This is a genomic window from Bacillus sp. FSL K6-1106 (genome assembly GCF_038005245.1).
Taxonomy (GTDB): domain Bacteria; phylum Bacillota; class Bacilli; order Bacillales; family Bacillaceae; genus Bacillus; species Bacillus altitudinis.
This window is the reverse complement of the sequence record NZ_JBBOSV010000001.1, coordinates 483890-509002: the sequence shown is the minus strand read 5'-3', so window position 1 is coordinate 509002 and position 25113 is coordinate 483890. Positions and strand designations below refer to the sequence as shown.

General features: G+C 39.6%; 26 protein-coding genes. 6 read left to right on the top strand and 20 right to left on the bottom strand.

Annotated elements, in window-relative coordinates; all coding sequences use genetic code 11:
• Positions 1 to 25: 25 nt before the first annotated feature.
• Positions 26 to 2242, bottom strand: coding sequence for an RNA ligase (locus tag MHI20_RS02580; RefSeq protein ID WP_340936554.1), 2217 nt, complete (start codon positions 2240 to 2242; stop codon positions 26 to 28).
• A 107-nt stretch (positions 2243 to 2349) separates the two neighbouring features.
• Here MHI20_RS02580 and MHI20_RS02575 point away from each other — a divergent pair, with 107 nt between their 5' ends.
• A complete protein-coding gene (locus MHI20_RS02575) occupies positions 2350 to 2541 on the top strand; it encodes a hypothetical protein (protein WP_138278556.1) in 192 nt (63 codons plus the stop codon).
• Between the two features lie 13 nt (positions 2542 to 2554).
• Here MHI20_RS02575 and MHI20_RS02570 read toward each other — a convergent pair whose 3' ends face one another.
• From MHI20_RS02570 to MHI20_RS02535, 8 genes are all read right to left on the bottom strand, one after another.
• Complete coding sequence (locus MHI20_RS02570; RefSeq protein WP_058213739.1) at positions 2555 to 3463, bottom strand: DMT family transporter; 909 nt, start codon at positions 3461 to 3463, stop codon at positions 2555 to 2557.
• 133 nt (positions 3464 to 3596) lie between these two features.
• Entirely contained in the window at positions 3597 to 4319 is a 723-nt protein-coding gene (locus MHI20_RS02565; RefSeq protein ID WP_340936547.1) for a LutC/YkgG family protein, read from the bottom strand.
• Entirely contained in the window at positions 4316 to 5740 is a 1425-nt protein-coding gene (locus tag MHI20_RS02560) for a LutB/LldF family L-lactate oxidation iron-sulfur protein (RefSeq protein ID WP_173408028.1), read from the bottom strand. The genes MHI20_RS02565 and MHI20_RS02560 overlap by 4 nt, the downstream gene beginning before the upstream one ends.
• 21 nt (positions 5741 to 5761) lie before the next feature.
• Positions 5762 to 6478, bottom strand: coding sequence for a (Fe-S)-binding protein (locus MHI20_RS02555; RefSeq protein ID WP_007499377.1), 717 nt, complete (start codon positions 6476 to 6478; stop codon positions 5762 to 5764).
• 254 nt (positions 6479 to 6732) lie between these two features.
• Positions 6733 to 8292 (bottom strand): M48 family metalloprotease, encoded by a 1560-nt coding sequence (locus MHI20_RS02550; protein WP_235123202.1) that lies wholly within the window; start codon positions 8290 to 8292, stop codon positions 6733 to 6735.
• Between the two features lie 262 nt (positions 8293 to 8554).
• Positions 8555 to 9406, bottom strand: coding sequence for an SDR family oxidoreductase (locus MHI20_RS02545; protein ID WP_024719102.1), 852 nt, complete (start codon positions 9404 to 9406; stop codon positions 8555 to 8557).
• 135 nt (positions 9407 to 9541) lie between these two features.
• On the bottom strand, positions 9542 to 9955 hold the full coding sequence (locus MHI20_RS02540) for an Rrf2 family transcriptional regulator (protein WP_008343943.1): 414 nt from the start codon (positions 9953 to 9955) through the stop codon (positions 9542 to 9544).
• Between the two features lie 48 nt (positions 9956 to 10003).
• On the bottom strand, positions 10004 to 10477 hold the full coding sequence (locus MHI20_RS02535) for a VOC family protein (RefSeq protein WP_096881455.1): 474 nt from the start codon (positions 10475 to 10477) through the stop codon (positions 10004 to 10006).
• A 159-nt stretch (positions 10478 to 10636) separates the two neighbouring features.
• Between MHI20_RS02535 and MHI20_RS02530 the strand changes: the two genes are divergently transcribed.
• Positions 10637 to 11080 carry a DUF2188 domain-containing protein gene (locus MHI20_RS02530; protein WP_340936536.1) on the top strand — a complete coding sequence of 148 codons (444 nt, stop codon included), beginning with the start codon at positions 10637 to 10639 and terminating at the stop codon, positions 11078 to 11080.
• A gap of 28 nt (positions 11081 to 11108) precedes the next feature.
• On the opposite strand, the gene ku is transcribed toward MHI20_RS02530, so the two are convergent.
• The gene (gene ku, locus MHI20_RS02525; protein WP_007499384.1) at positions 11109 to 11957 is read right to left on the bottom strand and encodes a non-homologous end joining protein Ku; all 849 of its coding nucleotides are present in this window, start codon (positions 11955 to 11957) and stop codon (positions 11109 to 11111) included.
• 115 nt (positions 11958 to 12072) lie between these two features.
• Here ku and MHI20_RS02520 point away from each other — a divergent pair, with 115 nt between their 5' ends.
• Positions 12073 to 13938: a DNA ligase D gene (locus tag MHI20_RS02520; RefSeq protein WP_326111855.1), complete on the top strand. Its 1866-nt coding sequence runs from the start codon at positions 12073 to 12075 to the stop codon at positions 13936 to 13938.
• 34 nt (positions 13939 to 13972) lie between these two features.
• Positions 13973 to 14668 carry a YoaK family protein gene (locus MHI20_RS02515; protein WP_008343947.1) on the top strand — a complete coding sequence of 232 codons (696 nt, stop codon included), beginning with the start codon at positions 13973 to 13975 and terminating at the stop codon, positions 14666 to 14668.
• Positions 14669 to 14707: 39 nt separating this feature from the next.
• On the opposite strand, the gene MHI20_RS02510 is transcribed toward MHI20_RS02515, so the two are convergent.
• The 5 genes from MHI20_RS02510 to MHI20_RS02490 form a co-directional block, all read right to left on the bottom strand.
• Positions 14708 to 14929: a hypothetical protein gene (locus MHI20_RS02510; RefSeq protein ID WP_008343948.1), complete on the bottom strand. Its 222-nt coding sequence runs from the start codon at positions 14927 to 14929 to the stop codon at positions 14708 to 14710.
• A gap of 462 nt (positions 14930 to 15391) precedes the next feature.
• Positions 15392 to 16504, bottom strand: coding sequence for a response regulator aspartate phosphatase (locus MHI20_RS02505; protein ID WP_160757661.1), 1113 nt, complete (start codon positions 16502 to 16504; stop codon positions 15392 to 15394).
• 244 nt (positions 16505 to 16748) lie between these two features.
• Positions 16749 to 17444 carry a BclA C-terminal domain-containing protein gene (locus MHI20_RS02500; protein WP_340936532.1) on the bottom strand — a complete coding sequence of 232 codons (696 nt, stop codon included), beginning with the start codon at positions 17442 to 17444 and terminating at the stop codon, positions 16749 to 16751.
• Positions 17445 to 17488: 44 nt separating this feature from the next.
• Positions 17489 to 17833: a DUF3992 domain-containing protein gene (locus tag MHI20_RS02495; protein WP_008343952.1), complete on the bottom strand. Its 345-nt coding sequence runs from the start codon at positions 17831 to 17833 to the stop codon at positions 17489 to 17491.
• Between the two features lie 74 nt (positions 17834 to 17907).
• A complete protein-coding gene (locus tag MHI20_RS02490; protein ID WP_024720419.1) occupies positions 17908 to 18561 on the bottom strand; it encodes a CotZ-related putative spore coat protein in 654 nt (217 codons plus the stop codon).
• Positions 18562 to 18946: 385 nt separating this feature from the next.
• Between MHI20_RS02490 and MHI20_RS02485 the strand changes: the two genes are divergently transcribed.
• Entirely contained in the window at positions 18947 to 19318 is a 372-nt protein-coding gene (locus tag MHI20_RS02485; protein ID WP_017357912.1) for an iron chaperone, read from the top strand.
• A gap of 58 nt (positions 19319 to 19376) precedes the next feature.
• On the opposite strand, the gene MHI20_RS02480 is transcribed toward MHI20_RS02485, so the two are convergent.
• Positions 19377 to 19958: an undecaprenyl-diphosphatase gene (locus tag MHI20_RS02480; protein WP_340936530.1), complete on the bottom strand. Its 582-nt coding sequence runs from the start codon at positions 19956 to 19958 to the stop codon at positions 19377 to 19379.
• Between the two features lie 140 nt (positions 19959 to 20098).
• Positions 20099 to 20641, bottom strand: coding sequence for a GNAT family N-acetyltransferase (locus MHI20_RS02475; RefSeq protein WP_024720416.1), 543 nt, complete (start codon positions 20639 to 20641; stop codon positions 20099 to 20101).
• A gap of 186 nt (positions 20642 to 20827) precedes the next feature.
• Here MHI20_RS02475 and MHI20_RS02470 point away from each other — a divergent pair, with 186 nt between their 5' ends.
• Positions 20828 to 21289 carry a macro domain-containing protein gene (locus tag MHI20_RS02470; RefSeq protein ID WP_340936529.1) on the top strand — a complete coding sequence of 154 codons (462 nt, stop codon included), beginning with the start codon at positions 20828 to 20830 and terminating at the stop codon, positions 21287 to 21289.
• A gap of 75 nt (positions 21290 to 21364) precedes the next feature.
• On the opposite strand, the gene MHI20_RS02465 is transcribed toward MHI20_RS02470, so the two are convergent.
• From MHI20_RS02465 to MHI20_RS02455, 3 genes are all read right to left on the bottom strand, one after another.
• A complete protein-coding gene (locus MHI20_RS02465) occupies positions 21365 to 21847 on the bottom strand; it encodes a TIGR01741 family protein (RefSeq protein WP_340936528.1) in 483 nt (160 codons plus the stop codon).
• A 5-nt stretch (positions 21848 to 21852) separates the two neighbouring features.
• The gene (locus MHI20_RS02460) at positions 21853 to 23778 is read right to left on the bottom strand and encodes a T7SS effector LXG polymorphic toxin (RefSeq protein WP_340936527.1); all 1926 of its coding nucleotides are present in this window, start codon (positions 23776 to 23778) and stop codon (positions 21853 to 21855) included.
• Between the two features lie 224 nt (positions 23779 to 24002).
• The gene (locus MHI20_RS02455) at positions 24003 to 25112 is read right to left on the bottom strand and encodes a response regulator aspartate phosphatase (RefSeq protein WP_039166523.1); all 1110 of its coding nucleotides are present in this window, start codon (positions 25110 to 25112) and stop codon (positions 24003 to 24005) included.
• Position 25113: the final 1 nt, after the last annotated feature.

Sequence of the window (25113 nt, the reverse complement as noted above, 5' to 3'; positions counted from 1 at the left end):
TCTTTAGAAAAGACTCTTTGTTAGACTATGCATTTATTCCGTCATTATTCAAATGGCCCGCTTCCGTTTGCTCAAATTGTGAACGCAGCTCAATGATTGAGCAGTTTCTCACGTTTACTGGATCTTGCTCGAGCAGCCATGTATAAAATCTTGCTTGCTCTGCTGTTTGCAAAGCCTGCATATATTTTTGGGTGGAGCGCTTATCTGCAACACGCTGTTTAATGGATCGCATTTGCTTCCAAAATTGATAATAAGGAAGCTTTAACTTGGTCATAAAGCCGCTGTTATCCTCAATGACATAGCCTTCTTCTTTGATTGTGTCATCATATGATACAGATTGATACCATTTATAGAAAGAGGTCCAATCATGAAACACTGCCACTTGCTGTTTGCACCGCATGCCAAGCTGTTCACTGAGCCTTTTCACTTCAGCAAATGGTTCTTTTTCATAGCTCAGCTGACGCTTCACGATATCAAGTAAAATGAGTTGATCATGATCATATGTGATAATATGCGGGTCTTTCTCTGACAAAATGACTTCAAATACAAGGGATACATGGTTGTCGCGTACATATGATTTGATGTAATCGACCTGCACATCGTCAAAGGTCGCATAAAATAGCTCTTCGACCCAAGCAGCATGCTGATTTTGCTTCACATGTGACGTATACGATTTGGACGTAAACACCAGTTCATCTTTTATGTCGTTAAACCCAACCGTACCTAAGTATCCATTTGCTTTATCATAGACCGTCACAGGAAATTGAAGATGATTCACTAGATGCTGCATTCTGGTTTCAGGACGTTCATCAATATTAAAGAACTTATTATAACTTCTAGACACAATCTGTTTTGAAGTCATATTGATAAACAACCCTCTTGCTTTGACATTTATTTCATCCCATTGTCTTTCACTAAATGCTTTTTTGGTGAAATTAAAAGATGAAATATCGTGTGGCAGCTTTAATTCCTGTACATATTCATGCTGATCTAAATGGGCTAAAAAATCATCCAGCGTCAAATTGGGCTGAACAAAGACCGGTTGCTTGTTTTCAGAAGCTCTGTAGACAGGATTGTCAATTTCATGTGTCTCAATCCCGCCTGCTGTGATTTTTAACACACGCAGCTGTCCGCCAAATTCAACCTGACCTTCGAGATTATAAGATCTATCCGCCGCTTGGATAGGCAGTCTATATAAATTGCGATGACCATGAATTTGAATGATATCTAATCCAGAAGTGTTTTGGACAAATAAGTGGTCAATGTCATCTGAATATTCACCTACTCCGTGAATAAGCTGCTGCGATGAGACATGCAGAAGCTCTTCTGGCAAATGAGCAAGCCCACCATGGGTGACAAGAAATGTCTGACCATGATACGTAAAATAGGTGAGCTGATGAAATGTTCTGACAAACTTCCTTAATTCTTTTAGGTCAAAACCTGCTTCCGCAATTTCAGGCGCAGTATGACGGTTAAACATATTACTTCTCACTTTTTCTTCATGTGCATATTTGTAAAGATGCTGATCATGATTTCCTTCAATGACGATCACATTGCGGCATTCTCTATGTGCCAGCATCCATTCTAAAACTTCCTTGTTTTCTATTCCTCTATCAAGCAAATCACCTGCAAAGATATAAAGCTCGTTTTCTTTCAAGTCTCCTTGCAAATAAGTATTTAGAGCTGTGTAACAGCCGTGAATATCACCGAATACGTGAATGGCCTCATACTGATCAAAAGATCTGGGCTGATAAGTCATAATGGCTGGATATTCCTCAGGCGTCAAAACGGTTACCCATGAAGGCACCTTCTCTGTCTTTAACCGTTCATTCATTTGATATAACACAGATTCCTTCACTACTTTGTGCGGCTCTCGACCGCGATTTTGCAGCAGGGATGTTTCAAGAGGCACTTGCGTAAAATCGACGACATACACTCTATAGCGGTATGAAGTAGCTAATGATTTATACTGCGAAATGGACTTACTTGTGACATGTGTTGCATCAATGACAGTAAAGTCTCCTCGTTCCATTCGGGCTGTGAGGAGTTCAAATAATAAAGACCAGACTTTATGATCATGTTTGCTTGAAATTTCCGGTTTCCCATTGACTGATAACTGCGGAGGCTGGGTTAACAGACGGATTTGATCCGCTGATAATGTATATGGTTCTAAGCCTTGTTCTTTGATCCAAGTTGATTTACCTGCACCTGGGAGACCTCGTAAAAGGACTAAAGTTCTCATAATGGTTCTCCTTTAATGAGTGATATTTTACCTATTATAGATAAATTATGGATAAATCTCAATCTTTTATTGATTATGGTAATATATAGATATAAGGAGGGTTACACATGCCTAATGAAGCGAATACTGCATTCAACATTGGGGATATCGTATTCCAAGTATTTTCTCTTCTATTCATTGCATTGATCGTGACCATCGTTGTCATCACGATTCGAATGATAAGAAGAAAACAAGTGGAATTGAAGAAAGTCGAGGCTAGATTAAACAAAGTAATTGAAAAAAATCATTTAAAAGAGTAAAAAAATCCGGGAGTTAACCGGATTTTTTTGTTTTCATCACGATTCCTTGTCGCTGCTGCATCAAAAAGAAAAAGACACCTAAAAGGACAAGAAGACCACCGAACATTTGCAGCAGCGTGACTTTCTCTCCAAGCAGTAAAACAGCGAGTATCGTTGCCCCAACAGGTTCGCCTAGAATACTCATTGAAATAGTTGTCGCATTCACATAGGTTAACAGCCAGTTGTTAATGACATGGGACATGGTAGGGATAATGGCGAGCAGTAAGAAAATCCCCCATTCTTTACCCGAATAGCCTACAAAAGGCGTTTGCTGTATAAGGTTAAATAAAATTAAAAAAAGGCCGGCAAAACCAAATACACAAAAACTATAAATCCAATGAGATATCTTTCTCACAGCTTGTTGACCGATTAATAAATAACAAACAACAGCGATTACACTGAAAAAGGATAAAATGTCTCCTATAATGGCGTCTTGACTATGGCCGACATCCCCCCATCCGATCATGAGCGCACCAACAATCGCCGCACACATTGTGAAAATGGCTGACTTCGTTGTTCGTTCACGAAAAATGAGAAATCCGCCTAATAATGACACCATCGGCTGAAGTGCAATGATGATTGTAGAGCTCGCCACTGTGGTGAGCTTCAATGAGCCGAACCACAAAACAAAATGGAGCCCTAAAAAGAAACCTGACATACATAAGAAAAACCAGTCTCTCCGCTTTAACGAGACAAGCTCTTTTTGACGCGGCAGAATAAACGGAAGCATCAAAACCGCCGCAAATATCATTCGATACATACTTAAAATAGCAGCAGGCGCACTTGACCACTTCACAATAATGGCCGAAAACGAAATCGCAATGATGGAGATCACAAGCGGCACCGCAATCGACTTCTTTGGAGCATTTGTCTTCATTTCCATTAGCAGCTTCCTTTACATCAGCAGTAGATGAGCTTCTCATCTTGTATGACGTCATCTTACTATGACTATTCGCCTAGAGGCAAGATGAATTTTAAGAATGTTTACATAAAAAAGGCTTTCTTCACGAAAGCCCTCATTCATCATCTATTAATACATACACAGCCCGCACCGGCCCATGAACACCAACGACTAAATTCATTTCAATATCGGCAGAATTACTTGGACCTGATATAAAATGAATGGCGCCTTTCGTCTGCTCTCCTTCTTCTACTAAGCGATGAAGAGCTGAAGCAGCATGAATCATCCGCGGGACAATTGTGCTTTTTTCAATACATACGATATACATCATCGGTAAAAAATGAAGTGCTCTCCCTTGACCTTGATGGGAGGAAAGAACAACCGTTCCGGATTCTGCAAGTGTGTAATCACTGAATACCACTGCATATTTCGCTTGTTCTGCCTGCCTTATATTTTCTTCTCTTGATGTATCTGCATTCCAGCTAGTGACTGAGATTCCTTCTTTCTGCAAAGCTTGAAACATAGGATGACATTCATATTGTGCAAAACGTCTATCGCTCGAAGTCATCACAGGACCTTCTCCATACTCTTTCATCAATAATCGTAACGTTGAGGGTGCTTCTTTTGGCGTTGTTTCTACCACTCTCGTATGAATTTGCTGACATTGCACCTTCAATTGCTCTACCAACTCTTCTTTCGACAGACCTTCATTTGTTTCCCAATTGACTCGATGCTTCCAAACCGGACGCCGAATAGATGCAGGCTTGGAGGAGCTTTTGCCTAATTGTTGCTGGATATGTGCTAAAAATGGATCCCGATGAGAAATGGTTCCTTTCATTGCCGCTCCTCCTTTTGTTTCTTTTTAAACCAATCACGAAACCTTTCTTTGCTTGGCGCTGGGAGGTCACGAATTTCTGTCCAATTCTTTAAAGGACCCGCACCTTTTGAAATCTGTCCGTTTGAAGCCATATGTTTCAAGAGCACAGGGGCTGCTTTTGTTCCAAATCGATACATTCTAGGAGTGGATGCGCCCATTCCGAACATTTTCATTGCCATCATTTCCGCTTTAGGCGCTCTCCCCTCTTTTTCAACGATGGCTTGTCGATGTTTGATTAATAATTCGTGAAGTGGAATTTTCACTGGACAAGCATCTGTACAGGCTGCGCATAAACTTGAGGCGAAAGGAAGCTCTTGGTAGTCGTCATATCCTCCAAGTAGCGGCGAAAGAACAGCGCCAATCGGACCCGGGTAAATTGATCCGTACGAATGACCGCCAACATGCCGGTAAACGGGGCACACATTAATACAGGCTGCACACCGAATACATTGCAAAACTGGCTGAAATTCCGTCCCTAATATATTTGACCGTCCGTTATCCACAATGACCAAATGAAACTCTTCTGGTCCATCGACCTCTCCTTCTCCTTTTGGTCCCACGACAGAGATATAGCTTGTTAACTTTTGACCGACTGCGCTTCTGCACAATAGACCGACAAGGACATCGAGCTCCTCCATCGTTGGTACAAGCCGCTCCATTCCCATGACTGCGATATGTGTCTTTGGAATGGACGTGACAAGATCCGCATTCCCTTCATTCGTCACAAGACAAATCGATCCTGTGTCAGCCACAGCAAAGTTACAGCCCGTCACACCAATATCTGCTTCAAGAAATTTTTCTCGTAACAAAGCTCTTACAAATTTGGTCATTTCTTCAGGAGTCTCTGACATATCATATCCAAGCTTTTCGTGAAAAACTTCCCGTATTTGTTCTTTCGTCATATGAAGGGCTGGTGCCACGATATGTGAAGGTGGTTCATGGTCATCAACTTGAAGAATATATTCTCCAAGATCGCTTTCAACTACCTCGCAGCCAATCTCTTCTAGCGCTTCATTCATTTCAATTTCTTCTGTGACCATTGATTTTGATTTCACGATTTTTTTTGCTGCTTTTTTTTGTGCTACATCTTGAATGTACGCCGATGCCTCTTCCTTTGTTTTTGCAAAAAACACATGACCTCCACGTCTACTCACGTTCTCACTTAATTGATATAAGTAGTCATCAAGATGGGCAAGTGTATGCTGCCTGATGTCCTCTCCAAGTTCACGCCACTTTTCCCAGTTTCCAAGCTCTTCACTTGCGGTCATCCGCCTTTTATACAGACGCTCCTGTGCTGAGGAAACAGCTCCTCTCATCACAGCGTCTTCTAATCCTTCGCCGATCCGCTCTTTAAAAGCCTTCTCTCCAATTTTCATACTCATGTGCCGTTCCCCCTCTTAGCTTCAGCGGCTATTCAACACTTCTGCGATATGCATTACTTTAACTGGCTTATGAAGACGATTCAGCCTTCCTCCGATATTGAGCAGACATCCACAGTCAGCACCGATGATATATTCAGCGCCTGCCTCCTCTATGCTTTGTACTTTTTCATCAACCATCTGCTCAGAAATGGGTGTCATTTTGATTGAAAAAGTTCCTCCAAATCCGCAGCAATTTTCAGCGCGAGGCAATGGTTCCATCACCAAATCTTTGACATTTGACAACAGTGTGAAAGGCGCTTCCTTAATTCTAAGCAGTCTCGTCATATGGCAGGAGGTATGATAGGTGGCTTTTCCTTTCAAACTCGCTCCTACATCTGTTACATGTAATATATCAACAATAAATTCCGTTAATTCATATGTTTTCGCAGCAAGTGCCTGAGCACGGGCGAACCACGCTCGGTCTTCTTTAAAAAGGTGCGGATATTCTAAAAACATGGCCTTACAAGAACCTGATGGTGTGACGACATATTCAGCTGATTCAAAGGCTTTCATCATATTTTTGGCCGCTTTGATTGTTTCTTTTGTATAGCCGCTGTTAAAGGCAGGCTGCCCGCAACACACTTGTGCTTCAGGGAATTCTACTTCAACACCGAGCCGCTCTAATACCTCAACAGTCGCCTTTCCTACATGTGGCTGCATCGTGTCAATTAAACAGGTGACAAATAAACTGACTCTCATCGGCGAACTTCCTTTCTTTTGCTGCACCTTGATTTATATCTGGTCATCTGATGACTAAATAATGGACCTTCATTTCATTTTAATCCCAAATTTCTGAAATTTCAACGAACGGATTTGTTTAAAATTTGGATATCGTGCTTGTGAAGGTACATGAAAAAAACGCCCTTTTTACAGGGCGTTTGGCGTTTGAGAACATTCATGTTTTTATTTCTTCATACTACCGAAGGAAGTGTCGTCATTCACACAAACCGCCTTCACTTCATGATTTTCTTTATGTGATGAATTCGTTTTTCAAAAGAAGGATGACTTTCACGCCATTCAGATTTTCTTTCATCATCTCCATCTTCTTCAATCAAATGACTTAATTTTATCAAAGTATTGAGATATAGAGTTTGATTCTCAAGATGGTGAACAGCAAAGCGATCCGCCTGAATCTCAAATAACCGACTCATTTTCTTTGGCAGCCACTCCGTCATAAATATCATGATCAATATCCCTGCTGGGAACAACAAAATATATTGCCACCAACCATTGGCAAGCATCACCTGTCTGGCATAATACATACTGATTCCCATAAGTAAGGTGACAATCATAGTGAGGTAAATGGTGAAATGCGCATGTTTTAATTTTACATGTCCCATTTCATGGAATAAGATCGCACGAATTTCCTCTGTATCAAACTTATCTAATAACCCTTCCGTCACATATAGATTGACTTTTCTTCTAAATGGAAGTTGAAATGAATATATCCAGGCATTCACATCATGTCGTGAGTCTTTTTTTACCCATATTTTTACCTTTTGGTTCGTTTGATGCTCAATATCTGTGCAAATATTTATGAATTCGTCCGTCCGTAAGACTTCATACTTATTTATCATTTTTTGAATGAATGAGTAACCCATAATAAATAAGATGACTAGGGCGAAATACCAAGCACAAAATAGAAAAAGATGATCCATAACCTTCGCTTGAAACGCCAAAGGCATGACTAAATAAGAGCCGAAATATATCAAGGATAATGTGATAGCACCAAATAAAACGGCTTGCTCCCTAACGTTCAGGAAGAATGAATTTCCTAAAGTGTCTTCATTTTCTCCTAAAACATCAGAAGAATCTTTTGTCATAAACTCAAATGAATAAGCTGTCAATAAGACTGACAGGAAACTAGGCACAAGTATAGAGAGAATCATACTCAACACATAAGATCCTGTAACTGATAGTACATATCCCATTAAAAAATAATAATTTAATCCCAAGGGAAGAAAAATGGCTAGAACAAAGGGAATGAATAATGTGAATAGGTTTTTCATCGATTCATGAAGGTTAAAAAGGAAAAATAACAAAGCGGGCAAAAGAATTCCCATTAAAGTCATGAATGTAACAAATGTGATGCTATACTTAAAGTTTGTGTTGATCTTAGTTGTTTCTGTTAGATTCGTTAGATTGTATGTAGAAAAGAAGGGATTTTGCGTTTCCTGTTCCATCATGATCGTATCATCATGGATAGGTACAAAACCTTTTCTTAGAAAAACCAATGCCTTATCATTCATTATTTTGTCTGTTTCAATCATACTGATTCCATTCGCAGATGGGATCTGTGTGAGATTTATGTTCTTTCCACTTAATTGAAGGGATGCTTCTGAAGGGCCATTGAAAGAACCGTCTTGATAGGTTAATAAAACGTCACCCTGATATAGCGAATGAGCAACGAATACTTTTGGGTTGCTCTCTTTGTTCGAATCAAGTAAAACAAATGGTGAAACAACGGCTGAACGAAAACCGAGTTCAATCATAATGACGATGATTGTGATCATACTGGCAGTCAAATAAGAGAGGAAGGCTTTGCGTAACATGTCATCACATCCTGCTGTTTAATAGGATTAAAACAAAATGAATATCTTGAATAATGTATTTCATAATAAAGTAAGCATCATTCATTTGCTGGAATCATCTCATAAAATTCTAACATCTACATACAAGAATATGTACGACAAAATGGACATTACACCTATTTTTTCAAAATAACGGATCAACAAGGATAGAAAAAACGCCCTTTTACAGGGCGTTTTTAATTGTTTAGTTTGATATCATTTCTCGTATTCTATCTTCAATAGGTGTTAAAGAACGGCCTAATAGTTTTTCGAAATCATGGCTTTCGACTGCTAATGCCCCATCGCGAATTCCGCTTTGCATCGCTTTGACAAATGGAACAGCTTCTTTCGGTACACCATTTGACGCTAAAAATTCTCCAAATGTTTCTACATCCATGTGTTCTACTTTGATTTCTTTCCCGCTCACTTTGCTGACCATTTGTGCAAGTTCAGTGTGTGTGCGAAGCGGTCCTGACAATTCATAGATTTCCTGATCATGTGCCGGCAGTGTTAACGCATTTGCTGCTGCTTCTGCATAGTCATTTCTTGTTGCCCAGCCGACTTTACCTTCACCAATTGGGCTAATAAACGGCGCTCCGTTGACTGATGCCAAAATCGTATCTTTTTCATTTTCCACATACCAATTGTTTCTTAAAAAAACATGAGGAATGCCAGAAGCCAAAATCGCTTCTTCTGTTTTTGCATGGTCATGTGCTAGGTTAAGCTGACTTTCTCTTGCATTGACAACACTTGTATAAGCAATAAATGACACATTCGCTGCTTTCGCTGCTTCGATGGCATTGATATGCTGCTTCACGCGGTCTCCATCCCCGGACGAAATGATCAAAAGGCGATCAACCCCTTGAAACGCTGTTTGAAGTGTATCCGGCTGTGTGAAGTCTCCCTTGCGCACATCCACCCCAGCTTCCTTTAGATGTACTGCTTTTTGCGGATCTCGAACACTGACCGCCAATTGTTCAGCTGGTACTTTTGCGAGCAAATGTTTGACGACGAGCGATCCAAGTTGTCCTGTTGCACCTGTCACTAATAATGTCATTGATTTGACCTCCTCATTTTTCGTTCAACGGTGATGTTTCATGTATGAAGCAGCTAGTTTCTTACATTAGATCATTCGTTATAATCAAAATGGTTACAACGAAGGGGTAAAAAAAGCTCTATGTATGAGCTTTTTCTACTCCGCCTCTATTAATAATTGCTTAATTGTCACTTGTTTAAGGTGATGCTCAAGTGCGGACTGTGCTTCTTTAAGTTCTTGCCGCAGTCTCGTATCCATGGCTTGACCAATTGGACATGCAATGACTGGTTGATGAAAGTTAAATAACTCTTCATCTGCGCTTACATCCACAGCCCGGTACACATCTAGTAGAGTAATGTCCTCTGCCGGCCTTTTTAAGGAAGCACCGCCAACTCCTCGGCGAATCTCAATGAGATCCGCCTTTTTGAGCATAGCCATCATTTTTCTGATAATGACTGGATTTGAATTGACACTTTCTGCAATAAAATCTCCTGTGCACTCTTTTGAAACACCCGCAATAAAAGATAAGATATGAACAGCAATGGTATACCTGCTGCTAATTTGTTTCACATTCCTTCACCACCGTTGTAATCAATATAGTTACAATGAATGGATTTGTCAATCAATAAACGGATTTTTCTTTCTTTCCCAATCTTCAAATGTCATCATCTCATGATGTTCTGCTGCATCAATTTCTAGCGGTGCAATACATTCAAGCAGATTCCCATCGGGATCAAGAAAATAAATGGCGGCATGAAATTGTGGTGGATTATCAAGTACTAAAGGCTGTTGCTCTTCCGAAAAACCAAACATCGGATGAATGCTGATCCCTTTTTCTATCAGCCATTCTTTGATCTGGTCAATGCTGGATGTTTCTATTTGGAAGGCCACATGTCGCGTCGCTGGGTGATATGGAACAGTGGACATATCAACCTTCCAAAGGCCGATCCAGCTCTTTCCTTTCTCAATCCATAAAAAGGCCACTCGTTCATTTTCATGAGCAAGCGTTAATTCCAATTTTTCAAAAAAAGAAATGGATGCCTTCAAATCACTCACAGGTAAATGTGCTTCATACAAGCCTTTCATCATCATTTCAATCACTCCTTTACTATCTTCTATTGTGCAGGAATTGAAAACATTCTTCCTCAGCAAAACGATGTATTTCAACCAAGCCATTGGATTGAGATGGTTAAATGTTTGATCCATTGCATATGGGGGAAGGTGTTCAAATAAAAGAAAGGAGCGTTCAATATGCCTTGGACAATGGAAGATTATCCAGCTTCATTCCAATCGCTAGACAAAGTCATTCGAAAAAAAGCACTTGAGATTGCCAACAAAATGGTGCAGGAAGGCTATGAAGAAGGTAGAGCGATTCCAATTGCGATCAATCAAGCAAAAAAGTGGAAAAAGAATGCGACGGAAAAAGAAATGGAGGACTTTCACTCTCATGGTTCTGTGACTCCTTCTAAGAAAAGCAGCTCTGCACGACCTGAGCTCATGGATCATGCGCAGCATGTCGTGAAACATGATGAAGGCTGGGCGGTTCAAACTGAAAAAGCGAAGCGTGCAAGTGAGGTAAAAGAAACGAAACAGGAAGCCATCGACCGCGCGAAAGAGATTTCATCTAAAAAAGGAACAGCAGTTGTCATCCACCGAACAGACGGGACGATTCAGGATGTGGTGAAGCCAAAATAAGACCGCCCTTTGGCGAGCGGTCTTTTCTTTATGCATTCTTTTCTTTTTTAGCGGGTGCTTTTCTTTTCTTAGGTGCTGCTTTTTTCGTTTTTTCTGGTTTTGATCGATCGATAGAAGCCTGCAAAGCGGCCATCAAATCGGTGACATTGGATGAAGCCTCTTTTTTACCTGTCGTTGCTGGTTGAACGGTATGTTCTCCAGAGATTTTGTCTCCAATTACATTCATCAGCTGCTCTCTGTATTCATCGCGATAAGCGGCTGGATCGAATGTGGTGGTCAGCTGCTCAATTAAAAGGAGTGCCGTATCTAACTCTTTCTTCACGATGTTTTCCTCTTGCGGGATATTCGGGACGTCTGATACTTGCCTAATTTCGTCAGGGAAATGAATGGTTTCCATTAGTAAAATATGTTCGTAGCACCTAACAATCGCTAATTGCTCCTTTGAGCGAATCATGATCTTGGCTACACCGATTTTCCCTGATTCTTGTAACGCTTTTCTTAATAATGAATAAGCCTTTGCTCCGCCGGTATCTGGAGATAGAAAATAACTTCTTTCATAATAGATGGGGTCGATCTCTTCTATCTTCACAAAATCAATAATTTCGACGGCTTTTTCTTCATTTTCTTTTCTCAACCTCTCGAGTTCTTCCTCATCCAATTCAATGAATTTATTTTTGGCATACTCGTACGCTTTTACAATTTGCTCTGGCGCTACCTCCTCGCCGCAGTTAGCACAAACCTTTTTGTAGTTAATCGGCGTATGGCATTCTTTATGAAGCTGTCTTAATTTAATATCTTTGTTTTCTGTAGCGGTAAACAGCTTGACTGGAATATTCACCAGTCCGAAGCTAATGCCACCCTTCCATACTGTATGCATCGTAACGCCTCCGTTCTTTTCTCCTTACTATGTAATGTTTTCATCTGAGTTATGTATGTTTATGAAAATTTCATCCCACTCTAAGAACACATGATGTAAGGAAGTGAAAAACACAATGAAACCGATGCGTTTAACGTCTGCACATGATATTCCTGTTGGAGCAGACTGGCTGTATGAATTAAAATATGACGGCTTCAGGGCCATTCTTATTTGGGAAAAAGACACCATCCATTTAGAGAGCAGAGCCGGAAAGCGATTAAATGAACAATTTCCTGAAGTCATTGATCAGTGCCAGCAACTAACAAAGCAGCTTGCACCTTTTTTACCGCTGACCCTAGATGGAGAATTGGTCTTTTTACTGAGTGAACAAGAAAGCGACTTTACAAAGGTTCAGCAAAGAGGCCGCCTGAAAAACAAAGAAACCATTCAACGCCAGGCTAAGCGGTTTCCATGTCATTTGATTGCATTTGATCTATTGAGATGCAAAGGGAAATCCCTCGTTGATTTACCGTTGATTGAGAGAAAAGATGAGCTGCATGAGGTATTCCAAGCAGCAAACCTTCCTCCCTCCGTTCAGCTGAATCACCCCTCTCTTCTTCAAATCATCCAAACCGATAGCAGCCCTGATGACATGAAAAAAATCATGACGACATATTTAGCGGAAGGATTAGTTGCTAAAAAGAAGATGAGTAAATGGCAGGAGCATACCCGCTCGAAAGAATGGCTCAAAATCAAAAATTGGCGGTATGTATCTGTCATCGTGACTCGTTTTGATAAAGACAATGGCTATTTTCAAGGATGTCTTTATCAAGAAACGAATCTCATAGAGGTTGTCCAATTTAAGCATGGTTTTTCTAAAGAAGAAGAACAAACCCTGCGCACCTTATTTCTAACCAAAGGTCAAATGACTGGAGCATCACATTATGAAATCCCACCATCCATTGTCGCAAAGATTGCCTGTATCTCTTTTGATGGATCAGCCTTACGAGAGCCCCGGTTTTCTTCGTTTTTATTCGATGCAGATCCAGCAACGTGTACCTTTCAACACATGCTCAAACAACTTTATCCGCTCCCAGCTATGATTGACGTCACCCACCCAGAGAAACCGGTTGTACCTGCCCTTCATATCACAAAGGCAGATTACTTACTTTATTTGAGGCAAGCCGCTCCCTATTTATTACCCTTTTTACGTGAAAGACGTCTTACGTTAATACGCTTTCCTCATGGCACTGGTGGAGAATCTTTTTATCAAAAGGCAACGCCCGATTATGCGCCTGATTTTGTTGAGACAGATCAAGCGCACGATATTTCTTACACAATCTGTAATGATCCTGACACGTTGCTTTGGCTTGGTAACCAGCTGGCGATGGAATTTCATATTCCTTTTGAAACGAGAGATACAGATCGGCCTGTAGAAATTGTATTTGATTTAGATCCGCCCTCTGTTAAAGAGTTTCACCTAGCAATAGAAGCAGCCATACGAATCAAGGCCATTTTAGATGGACTCTTTCTCACCGCATTTATTAAAACAAGTGGTGGGAAAGGGCTACAAGTTTATATCCCATTGAAGAAAAATGCCTTCACATATGAGCAAACTAGACAATTCACTGCGTTCATCTGCCAATTTTTATGTGAACAAGCACCCGAGCTGTTTACGCTAGAGCGTCTAAAGAAAAACCGCGGCAACCGTTTATATTTAGACTACCTTCAACATGATGCTGGAAAAACAATCATCTCCCCGTATTCCCCGAGAGGAAACGAGCTCGGACTTGTTGCAACACCGATTGAATGGGAAGAATTAAATAGCGAAGAATGTCACCCTTCTTTATTTACGATGCCGGCTGTTATGAAACGTCTAAAGGAAAAAGGCGACCCATTCCGGCAAATGAGGCACTATGTGAATGATGATTCTTTTCGACAAGTTTTATATCAGTTGCAGGACATGTTACCAGCTCATAAAATGGACATACGCGGTCATTAAGCGTTACACTTATTCATTAGAGAGAAAGAAAGGGATGACCATTTTGACCGCACACTCAATACGAAACATTGCCCTGATGTTCTTATGTCTTACCGCAGGAATAGTGGATGTTATTGGCTATTTAAGCTTAGGGCATGTGTTTACAGCAAATATGACGGGAAATATTGTACTGCTTGGCATTGCAGCAGGCAGTTCATTGCAGTTAACTGCTCTTCATTCCATCACGGCACTGAGCGGATTTGTTCTAGGTGTTTTACTAGCTGTTGTCATAGGTGGAAAACAAGAAAAAACATTTTGGCCAAAAGCCGTTACACGCATCTTTATCATAGAAGTCATCATCTTGCTTCTATTTGCTCTTATGACCATTTTTCCTTATACGCAAGGTGCTTATTTTATGCTGATTATCCTTTTAAGTATGGCGATGGGCATGCAAACGGCGGCCGCACGCAAATTAAATGTCGCTGGCATTTCTACAACAGTTTTAACGAGTACACTTGCTAACTTATTTGAAGATTTGGCGCAGCGCTTATCAAATCGGGAAAAAAGAAAAGCTCCTATTCAACATGTGAGCTTGCTGCGAATCGGTTCTATTGTCTTTTACTGCCTAGGAGCTGCTTTAGCTGCATATACAGATGCTTACGATCCGTTTATCATCATTTGGCTGCCTATTTGCATCCTAGGGGTTATTGTGATCACAGCTACATTTAAGCACTTTCACCAATTGAAATAGCCAATCTTAGATGGCTATTTCAATCACTGTGATGAAACATTAATAACTTCTTACATAAAAACCAGGAGGACGCCCCATAATGAATGTGGAGCCATATGGAGAATATCCAGAAAACGTCCCGAACCCCCCATATCCAGGGTAACCTCCTAAGCCTGAGAACACGCCAGGGCTCACATAATACCCGCCAAAGCCAATATGAGGTCCCACTGCTCCGCCGCTAAAACCGCCGCCATGAAAGCCTCCATACACCCGAGGATCCATACAATCACCTGCCTTCAACTTACACCTCATCTCATCATATGCGTGACAAATGGAGCGGTGTTCCCTCTTTTGTAAAAATTTCTATGTACAATAGACCAATTTGATGAAATTTGAATGAAAAGTCCTGCAAAAAATTAAATTAAGCAAAGAAAGGTGACCTTTTTAACTTGTTGCTCTGCCCTATGTTTATTTAGAATAATGGAGCAGGTAACAAATTTGCACACCCCCTTTGTTGCGAATTCTTCTTATTAAACGTTCTTGCAGCGTTTAATAAGAAGAGCCTATTTTCACCCATATAAAAAACCCTTGCTGATCATCATCAACAAGGGCGAGATATGATTGGGTGATTAACCACCAATGATTTTTTCTGCTACTTCGAAAGAACCCGCTACATTTTCAGTTAAAACAGCCGCAGCGACCGCTAAACCTACAACGAATAATACTTTTAATCCTGTTTTCATCTTATATCAACCCCATTCTTTTCATATGTAAATCCGCTTCTAAACTTTTATTCAAGTAAAAAACAGACTGCTCATAAAGTGCTTGCTTTTCACAATACTTTGCAGCAAAGTGAGAAAGCTCTTTCACTTCATGATATTCATTCTTTTCTTCTAACTTTCTTAATTTCTCATTAATTTGCTGAAATCTTTGTGGCACATTCGTTAAGTAAAGATCATGTACGATGCCTATTTTGAGCTGAAACACTTCATGAGAAGCTTCTTTCATTCGGGCATATGCAGCCTCTATATACTGACTTGCACGCTGCTTTTCACCAATCACACAGAGTTCCCGGCTGATCAGATACGTAGAATGGAAAAAGAAATCTGAATCATAATACTCTTGATGAGACAATGCTTTTTCAAGATGTCGTATAGATTCTTTCGGTTTATTCCAAAATGAATATAAAATGGCCACATTATGGTGGTGCTGAGCCAGCATAAAATCATCCTGTTCGCTAGTCAACACCTCTTCCGCTAAACGATAATTCTCAAGCGCTTCTTCGTACCTGCCAATCTCTGTAAGGTTGGCTGCAATAAGAGAATATGAAAGTGCAGTTCTTCTTTCATAGTGCTTGTGACGTTTATAGACGTGTAGAGCCCTACGAATATAACTTAATGAAAGCATAATATGACTCAGGCGATAGTAAAGCCACGCGACCTTAAAATCAAAATCAGCGCGTTCGATTTCACTTGGAATTTTATCTAAGAGCTTTTCCGCACTTTGATACATCTGTAATGCAACCTCATAATTCCCCTGATGCTGTTCATACACACCCTCATAAAAATCAAAATAATAAGCAAGACGATTAGACAAATCATCATCTTTTTTCCCATAATGGCCTTCTATACTTTTCGTTGAAACATTGCCTTTTTGCCCTCTTAAATTGTACATCAGAATATGATGCCTTTTCTCTAGAAGAGAATAATACATGAGGATGTCATTATCATCAATTTCCTCTACTGCCTGTTTCGCTTTAGCAAATAGCCGTTCTGCCTCATCTGCATGATCTTTTTTGATTTCCATGTTCCAGTCATTTAATAGTGATGCCAATTCCGCCACAGGAACTTTGCTCATTCTACACCCCCAATCACCTTCAGCTACACCACATGATTTCACTAAATATGGAACTTCTATTAGCAATTGCTAATTCGGCCATTTGACATCATTTTAATATGAATCACTTGAATCTTCAATAACCGATTCCTTTGTTATTGCGTTTCTTTCTCCTAGTCAATGATGTATACACTAAAAATTCCGTCTTTTTTCTATTAAAGGACACGGTTGAATTGAAAAAAAGCCCTTATTGGGCTTTTTGGATTTATTCCAATCTGATAATGGTTAATGCCGCTCCAACAGATCCCCCGCCAAGTAATACTACGGTTGCGACTAAACCGAATATTTGAAGAGAAATTTGATTCCCTGCTGCAAGTGTTGTAATGAGAGATACATTGTAGGTAGATGTAGATAAAGCAGGTGTTAAAATAGACCCTGCTATGGGTGTTCCGTTGTTAATCACCCTTGTTCCTGCCAGAAGTGCAGCGCTTGTATTTACTTGATACGTGATAAAATACCGCCCTGAAACAGGTACAGTAAACACCGTATTACCACCACTTACGGTAAATCCATCTAAACTTTGGTTATTAGGCAGCGTCACTGCCGTTCCGCCTAAAACAACCAGCACCGTACTTCCCGACGTATTGGATGCGTACATCGAGTTAGTTGTTAAACTAGTACCGGTTGGACCTGTGTCACCTGTTGCTCCGGTTGAGCCAGTTACTCCCGTTGGACCTGTGGCTCCCGTTGGGCCAGTTACTCCTGTTGAACCTGTGGCTCCCGTTGGGCCAGTTACTCCAGTTGAACCCGTGGCTCCCGTTGGACCAGTTACTCCTGTTGAGCCAGTTACTCCCGTTGGACCAGTGGCTCCAGTTGCACCGGTCGCGCCAGTTACTCCCGTTGGACCAGTGGCTCCAGTCGGGCCGGTTATTCCTCCACACATATTAAGTTGGGCGCACATGTCTCTCACTACTTTCAAACTGTGGAATCTTCAAGACATACACACTAATACTGATAATTGAGAGAAAACGAAACGACAATACTTCCAGTCGAGGTTCCACCAGTAGCTAAAATCCCAATCGAGTTCAGATCACTGAGCGTAATGGATCGACTCTCTCCTGGAGGTACCGTGAAATCAGGAACAGCTGTACCGTTTACCTCTAAAGCCACAGTAGGTGCTACAGCCACAATCCCATTGTTTTCCACCATGATGGTTCCGTTTATGACATAAGGTGTTCCATCTGTCCAGACGACAACTGCATCAGCTGCTGCTGCTAAATCAAGTGTGAAGCATACTGCATCATTTACAAAGCCCGCTTGTTCATTACTACATCCGCCTAAAATAGCCATTTTAACCCTCCTTCAACCTAGTCTTGATAGACTATGATCCATTGATATTGGATGATTGTGCGATTATCACAGCTTCAAAGCTTTATTTTTCTTCTTTGCACCATGTTGATTTGCATGTCTAATCGTGCTTGCACATTTTCAGTTGATGGAGATTTCAAGATAAATTTCACATCTTTCACAGTAATCGCACGACTTTCTCCTTTTTGGACAAGAAGATCATAACAAAATGTACCAGTGTGAATCCTAATTGCGACTGGTACATCCTGATGATCTTGATGATGCAACACAACAGTTGCCGTATTGAGAAATTTTGTTCCATTCCGCCATACTTCCACCGAACTGGGCGTTGTGGAAAAACAAAGAAAGATGTGGTGAGATTCTATGTTTTTTAAAATAAGCGCATCATATACAGGAAGCTCTACTTCAATGATTCCACATAAAAAAGAAAGATCTACAAGAATTTTCGAACTGGATCGATACAAAACTTTTTGACAGCATGTTGATCTATTGCAACACGGTACAAGAAGTTCCAACACCACACAATTCTGCTTTTCATTGATAGAACTCAAAGAAAAATAGCAAGTCTTAAACACACTTCTTTCAAAAAACACCCATGAGTAAAAAGGTTCCCCATCTTCCATGGTGAGCAAAAAGGGAGAACTCATCGAACGTTTGTGAGTAAAGCCTTCTAATTTTGTTTGATTGTTTATCTCTTTTAGTTTACTCATCAACAGGTTTGTCACTTACAATCAGCCCAATTCCATGCTGTATACATAACTATATGGTCTTTTATCATATGTGCCTTTGACTATTTTGTGCGATTGGATTAGATGATGAGCATAGCTTTTCATTTTTCAAGTTTCTCTATATAATATGAACAAGAACTTTCCGTGCCTCAGTAGCTCTAGAAGGGAAGAGCGCCGTAAAACAATTGTAGCTAGCGGGTCGCAAGGCAAGGGTTTCAGAAGCACCGAAAAGCAAATGAGCTGAGACAGGTGAAACTCCTGTCGGTGAAATTCCGTAGGGAAGCGTGTTGCCCCCTAGCCTATGCTTACGAAAGGAGTGCGGGTTCGAATCCCGTCTGAGGCTTGATGAATATGGAGGGTGAAAACAATGCAGGTTTTTGAAGAATATGTAAGCAATATCGGTCATCCAGAGCTGAAACAGCGCATGCAAGACATCTTACAATGGATTTCAGACACATTCCCTCAATTAGAGCCAAGAATTGCTTGGAATCAGCCCATGTTCACAGATCATGGCACATTTATTATCGGATTTAGCGTCGCAAAACACCACATTTCTGTCGCACCAGAAGGAAAAGGGATTGATCACTTTTCAGCAGATATTGTACAAGCTGGTTATGACCATGGAAAAAAGATGTTTCGGATGAAAGAAAGCTTACCGATTGACTATCCTCTGCTAAAAAAAATCATCGAATTTAACATTGAAGACAAAGCAGATTGTACTACATTTTGGCGAAAGTAATAAACACCCCGATCTGATGTCATAACAGATTGGGGTGTTTTTTCGTGGGATTTACATTCTATTTGGTTCTCTCTCCTGCCCATTTCTGCTCCACCCATTCATAGCACGACAGAAGCAGGCTAACGCCCTTTTGGAATAGCGGCAAATAAACAACGGTTACCGCCGTTAAACAGGCGATCATAGCACCTACCAACACATCAAATGGATAATGAACACCTACCCAAATCCTTGAAAAGCCTACAGCGCAGGCAATGAAAAGCCAATAAATACGACGCTTGTGGAAAAGCCAAAAGACTATACAAATGGAAAAAATAAAAATGGTGTGATCACTCGGAAAAGAGTTGTTCACTTCCTTTTCGATTAAAAGATTGACTTGATTCAATTCTGCAAAGGGCTGTTGATTGGAATAAAAGAGCCCAGCGACTTTCCCTAACATCTCTGCCAAGATAAAGGTCAACCCAGCAGATATCATCATCCATCTGTTTCTTCTGCTCCGATTTTGAAACCACATGATCAAAAACATGATCGCAATGAACATCACTGAATATTCAGCCAATCCAATAAGAACTGGATTTAAGATATCGTGATTCATACTAAGTTGATTAATCGACCGAAATACCCGTTCATTAAACTCCTGCATCTCATTTCATTCCTTTTGCTTCGTTTAGGAAAAGGATAAATGAAAAAAGAAGCCCGTGACATCGATCGAGCGAACAAAATAAAGGGATCATCTCACATTTTTGTCACTTCGTTGTCATCCGGATACAAAGAAACAAAGCACTATTTAGAATGAAACTGCTCCCATTCTTTTTTCAGCAAAGCATATTGATAGGTGTTGTCATATTTAGGGGTGCCATCCTCATTTGTAGTAAATGAAACAAACTCAAGAAAGAGGCCTTCTTTCCTCATGCCTAAACGCTCACATAATGTTTGAGATCGATCATTGTCATCTTCTACATATGCATATAAGCGCCTTGCTCCTTGATTGACAAATAGATATGACAAGAGAGCTTCTGCACTTTCACGGGCATATCCCTTCCCTTCATATAACGCATGAAAATTCCAGCCAATTGAATACGTGTCAGGCTCATCTTTTAAATGAAACAGTTCACCGATAATCAACTGACTTTCTTTTAAACAAATCGCCATATAAGAGTGATCTGCTTTTCTTTTTTGCACCTTAGCGACCGCTTCTTCTAATGTAGAGATTTGATCATCCAGAAAACAATTTACTCTTGGATGAGATAAGTATGCAAGCATTCCAGGTGCATCTTCATCGCGAAATGGTCTAAGAATTAACCGTTTTGTTTCTATTTTATCCATAAGGGTCTCCTTACTATTTCTTCTTTATCTTTCACTATTTTAGATGTCATGGACTGTTTTTGATCATTTGATCGCATGGACGTATCCATTTTTTAAACTCCAAGCGCTTTTTGTAATGAAATAATGTCATCAAAACCGATATAATAGAACATAAGTTTGCATTTTATTGAAAAGGGATGACTTGAAATGATCAAAACGGTAGAAGGCAATATCTTAGACGCAGAAGAAGATATCATCTGTCACCAAGTGAATTGTAAGGGTGTCATGGGAGCAGGATTAGCAAAGCAAATCAAAAGCAAATACCCAAATGTGTATAAAGACTATAAACGTTTATGTGCAGAACAAGGAGATGACTTATTAAGCTCCGTCCAGTTCATCACAACGAGCGACGGAAAAACCATTGCCAACTTATTCGCCCAAGTTGGATACGGAAGAAAAACAAAACAAACAGATGACGACGCATTACGCAGCTGCTTTGAACATCTAAAACAGACAGTAACAAACCCAAATGAAGAGAACTCCCTTCATTCTATCGCCATTCCTTATGGGATCGGCTGCGGCTTGGCAGGTGGCGATTGGACGGTTGTTCGAGAGATGATGGAAGAGGTCCTTGGTGAGTGTGAAGTGACGGTTTATCGGTTTAAATAAGTAGAGCGATAATTCTTATGAAACAAGTATTACAAAAACCCTCCTTCATTCATTTGGAGGGTCATTTACTATTTGTTATTTGCTATTTTCTTCTTTATTTTTCAAATAATTTAGCACAGCTTCTTTATCTTTCTCGTCTTCTGGTAAAAACCCGAACGTTTTATACTCCCATACGGCTCTTCTCTGGATACCATAAAGCCCTATAGATAAAATATCTTCATAGCCATAATCAATCGAGAGTTTCCCTGTTTTATCTAATTGTAGGGTAGCTGTTGTCCAAGCACCTAAATCATTTTGTATATATGCTTTTTTCAATTCTTCAAAAGTTTTACTTAGTTCGTATAATAAATGAATGTATGTTGATTTACTTACATTATATTTAAGTGGAATTTCATGTCCATAAACATACTCTTCACTATTAGTCTCGTTGAAACAAAATGTAATTCCAGCCGAATCATCAAGGATTTCTGCATACATCCAAACTTTATCCCACTCATATGGTATTAACTCATTAATTGATTCTGCTATCTTTTTATAATAGTGTTCTATTGATTCCATTATCATTAACCTCCAGGTTGATTCTTGATAAATTCTTGAACATAACTTTTTCCTACTTTATATTCCACAAAAAAACTATCAGGTCTTAGCAAATCACCTTGATAAATAGGTTCAATACTTACCTCTACATGTTTAGGTGGAATCTCTTTGAGTGCAGCCAACCATTCCTGCTCCATGTTATACCATTTCCCGCCACTACGATTAATCTGTGAATTCATCGGAAGTAGGTTATCAATATCCCCAGACCCTTTAAAAATAGATGCAATTAAATGCCCTCCATCATCATCCAGTAATCGATCCGGCTTTCCTGAATTAGATTGAGCATATTGGTTTCTTTTCATCTCTCCATATTTTAAATCACTTGCTTCGACTTTGACAATGCGGCCATAGTGATCTGTTGTGTAGGTGTAACCTTGCTTTGTTGAATAAACGACATTCGGTTTTAATACCTTTTTGCGTTTCCAGCGCACATAGTGCTCTCCGTAACTGACAACGGTCGGTGGTGATTTGGGTGCTGGTAATCTTCTGCCTGTCTGAGAGATTCCGTATCCTGAGTTGTTGTCTAGACGCTTTGCCATGGAGAGGAGTTTATTTTTGAGATTTTCTCCGTCAAACACGTTATAAGGGAGTTTCCCTCCACCTGCTAGTTGAAACTTTGGTGAATATGGCAATAGATTCGGAATAGAGACTCTATCTAATGATTTTGCCCCTTGTTCAAGCCCTTTCTTCACTGTTGTTTTGGCAGCTGTTGTGCCTGTTTTTGTGATGGCTCCTGCACCTTTAGAACCAAAGACAATTTCTGCAAGTGAACCAGTCGCATAGGCGAACCAGTGTGACCGCGAATACGCGTCACCATTTATGACTTCTTTTTGGAATGAGTCTGAAATCGATTTTCCAATCGCTTTCGACGTTTCAATTGGATGAGAAACAGCCGTTACGACCGATTCAACGGCACCTCCAGGATCTGTCACAAGATCGTAGATACCAACTACTGTATCTTTTGCTACATCATATAGACCCACTGCAGCACCTTTTACACTATCAACGAATACCTCCGATGCTTCTTCCTGTGCTTTGATTTGGAGAAGCTGGCTGTAATACATTTTTTGATCATATGTGAGATTCTCATAACCGATCTCATCTACAATCTCAAAGTACTTCGCTTCTGATAGACACGAAGGATCATTGAGCTTTTCTTTCAGTTCTTTGATTCTTCGTTTTTCTTTTTCATCTTTTTTCACCTTTAAATAGGCTTTCACTTGAGCATCAATCTGATCATGGTCCTTGTACACGTCTGTCTTATGAAATGCTTTTGCATCATAATACATTGGCTGCGCATTCTTTCCTTTTCCAGTAGCAGCCATCATCTTTGCATAAAAAGTGTTGAGGTGGTTCTCAACCGCTTCTGACTTTGCGTATTCCGTTTTTAAATCATTGTCTATTTGATGTAAAACTTCAATGGTCTCTTTTCTTTTTTTGTTCGCATCGTCTAAATGTTCATTGACCTCTTTACTTGAAAATGTATGTAATTCAATTAAATCACTAATATCATCAAAAATAGTGGAAAGTGCCTCTTTTTGTTCTTTGACCATATCTTTATTGTTCTGAATCCCTTGTTTCAATTGAGTGTCTAAAAAGTGCTCATCAATAAAAGTACTCCCGCCTAATGATTCATCATCAAGCTTTCCTTTGACTCCATCTAAAAAAGCCTTTTGCATATCGATAAAATCAAGATAAGCGTCTGTGTACAGCGCAAGGTCCTCATAAAAAGATTTGATATTGTCTGCACCTTTTCCAGTAAATTCATCACCTAACCCTGACACACTTTTTAATGCTTTTTTCACAAGTTTCATTTCTTCTTGAAGCTCATGATAGGCCTTTGATCTCTGTTCTACAGCTGATAGTAAAGATGGAGCATCTAATATTTTCATATAAAAAAGACTCCTTTTATGGAATATTCTTTTACCAGAATACCATAAGGAGCCTGACACTTTAATCCACTTTATCGTTTTTTAACCAATTAACCTCCAGAGCTACCTCTTGATGCAACTGTTTGGACATCTTCATGTAGAGGTTGAGTCAAACCGTTTGTAAAGAAAAGTGTACCTAGAGCTACCACAGCTAGTGAAAATGTAATAAAAACCGACTTCTTCAATTAATTCACTCCTTTTCCTACATACTGGCTTGCGAGTAAGGCTCTTTTATAGTAATTTAATGACTGTTTCAGCAAGCCCCTCCCCTCTAAATATTTCGCCACATCAACCAGAATTTCCTCTAAATCAACCCATACTCTTTTCTCTTCAAGCTCTAAACACAGATTGTTTATATTGTTCAATTGAGATTGATTTTTTTCATACAATAGTTCTTTTAACAATTTAAATTTTATTTGAAAAACGTTATGGTTGACTTGTTCTGATAAAGAAATGCCTAGATCAATCCATTCAATCGCGTCATTACTTTTACTGGAGATTTCTATTCTAGAAAGTTCATATAAACATCTCATCTTCAATAAATCTTGATTTTCGATCTCTTTATAACTCAACGTGCGCCTAAATAGTGCTGATGCTTCTTCTAAATTTTCTTTTTTGCTTTCTAGAAAACCCATATTGTAATATAGATGAATGATTAAATGATTGTCATTAATACTTTCGATCATATTCTCAGCTTCACTAAAAAGAGCTCTTGCTTTATCATATTCAAATTGATCAATTAAGTTTAACGCATGTAGCATCCTACAGTTAATCTGTCTTTTGATATATGTTTCATGCGCATTAAATGTGTCACACGCAATTTGTGCATGATATTTTGATAAAAAGGTCATTTTCAAATCATAAAATAGAACTGCGATTTTATAATGAAATTCAGCTTTTTCTATTTCATCATCAACATAAGCCAACTTTTTTTCAGCTATTCTGAAGTAACTTAATGCCTTATCATAATCTTGCAAGTAGTCATGATAGATCCCATTATAAAAGTAGAAGTAATATGACATGAGTTTATTTGTTTTTTCTTCTTTTTCGTCTGGAGCATTCCGCTGAAAGAATGGCTTATCTAAATTTCTGCTAATATTCTGAAGTTTCAGCTTAAGCCTAAAGCTCAAAAGTTGATAGTACAAAAGAATATCTTGATTTTCTTCCATTAAATCAATTGCCCTGTCTATGTCATCTTGCATTTCTATAGCTGCCGATAAATCCCCTTTTTGTATCGCAAGATTCCAAGTGTTTAACATGTTCCCTACCTCCTGAGAGGCAATTAATCCTGACATT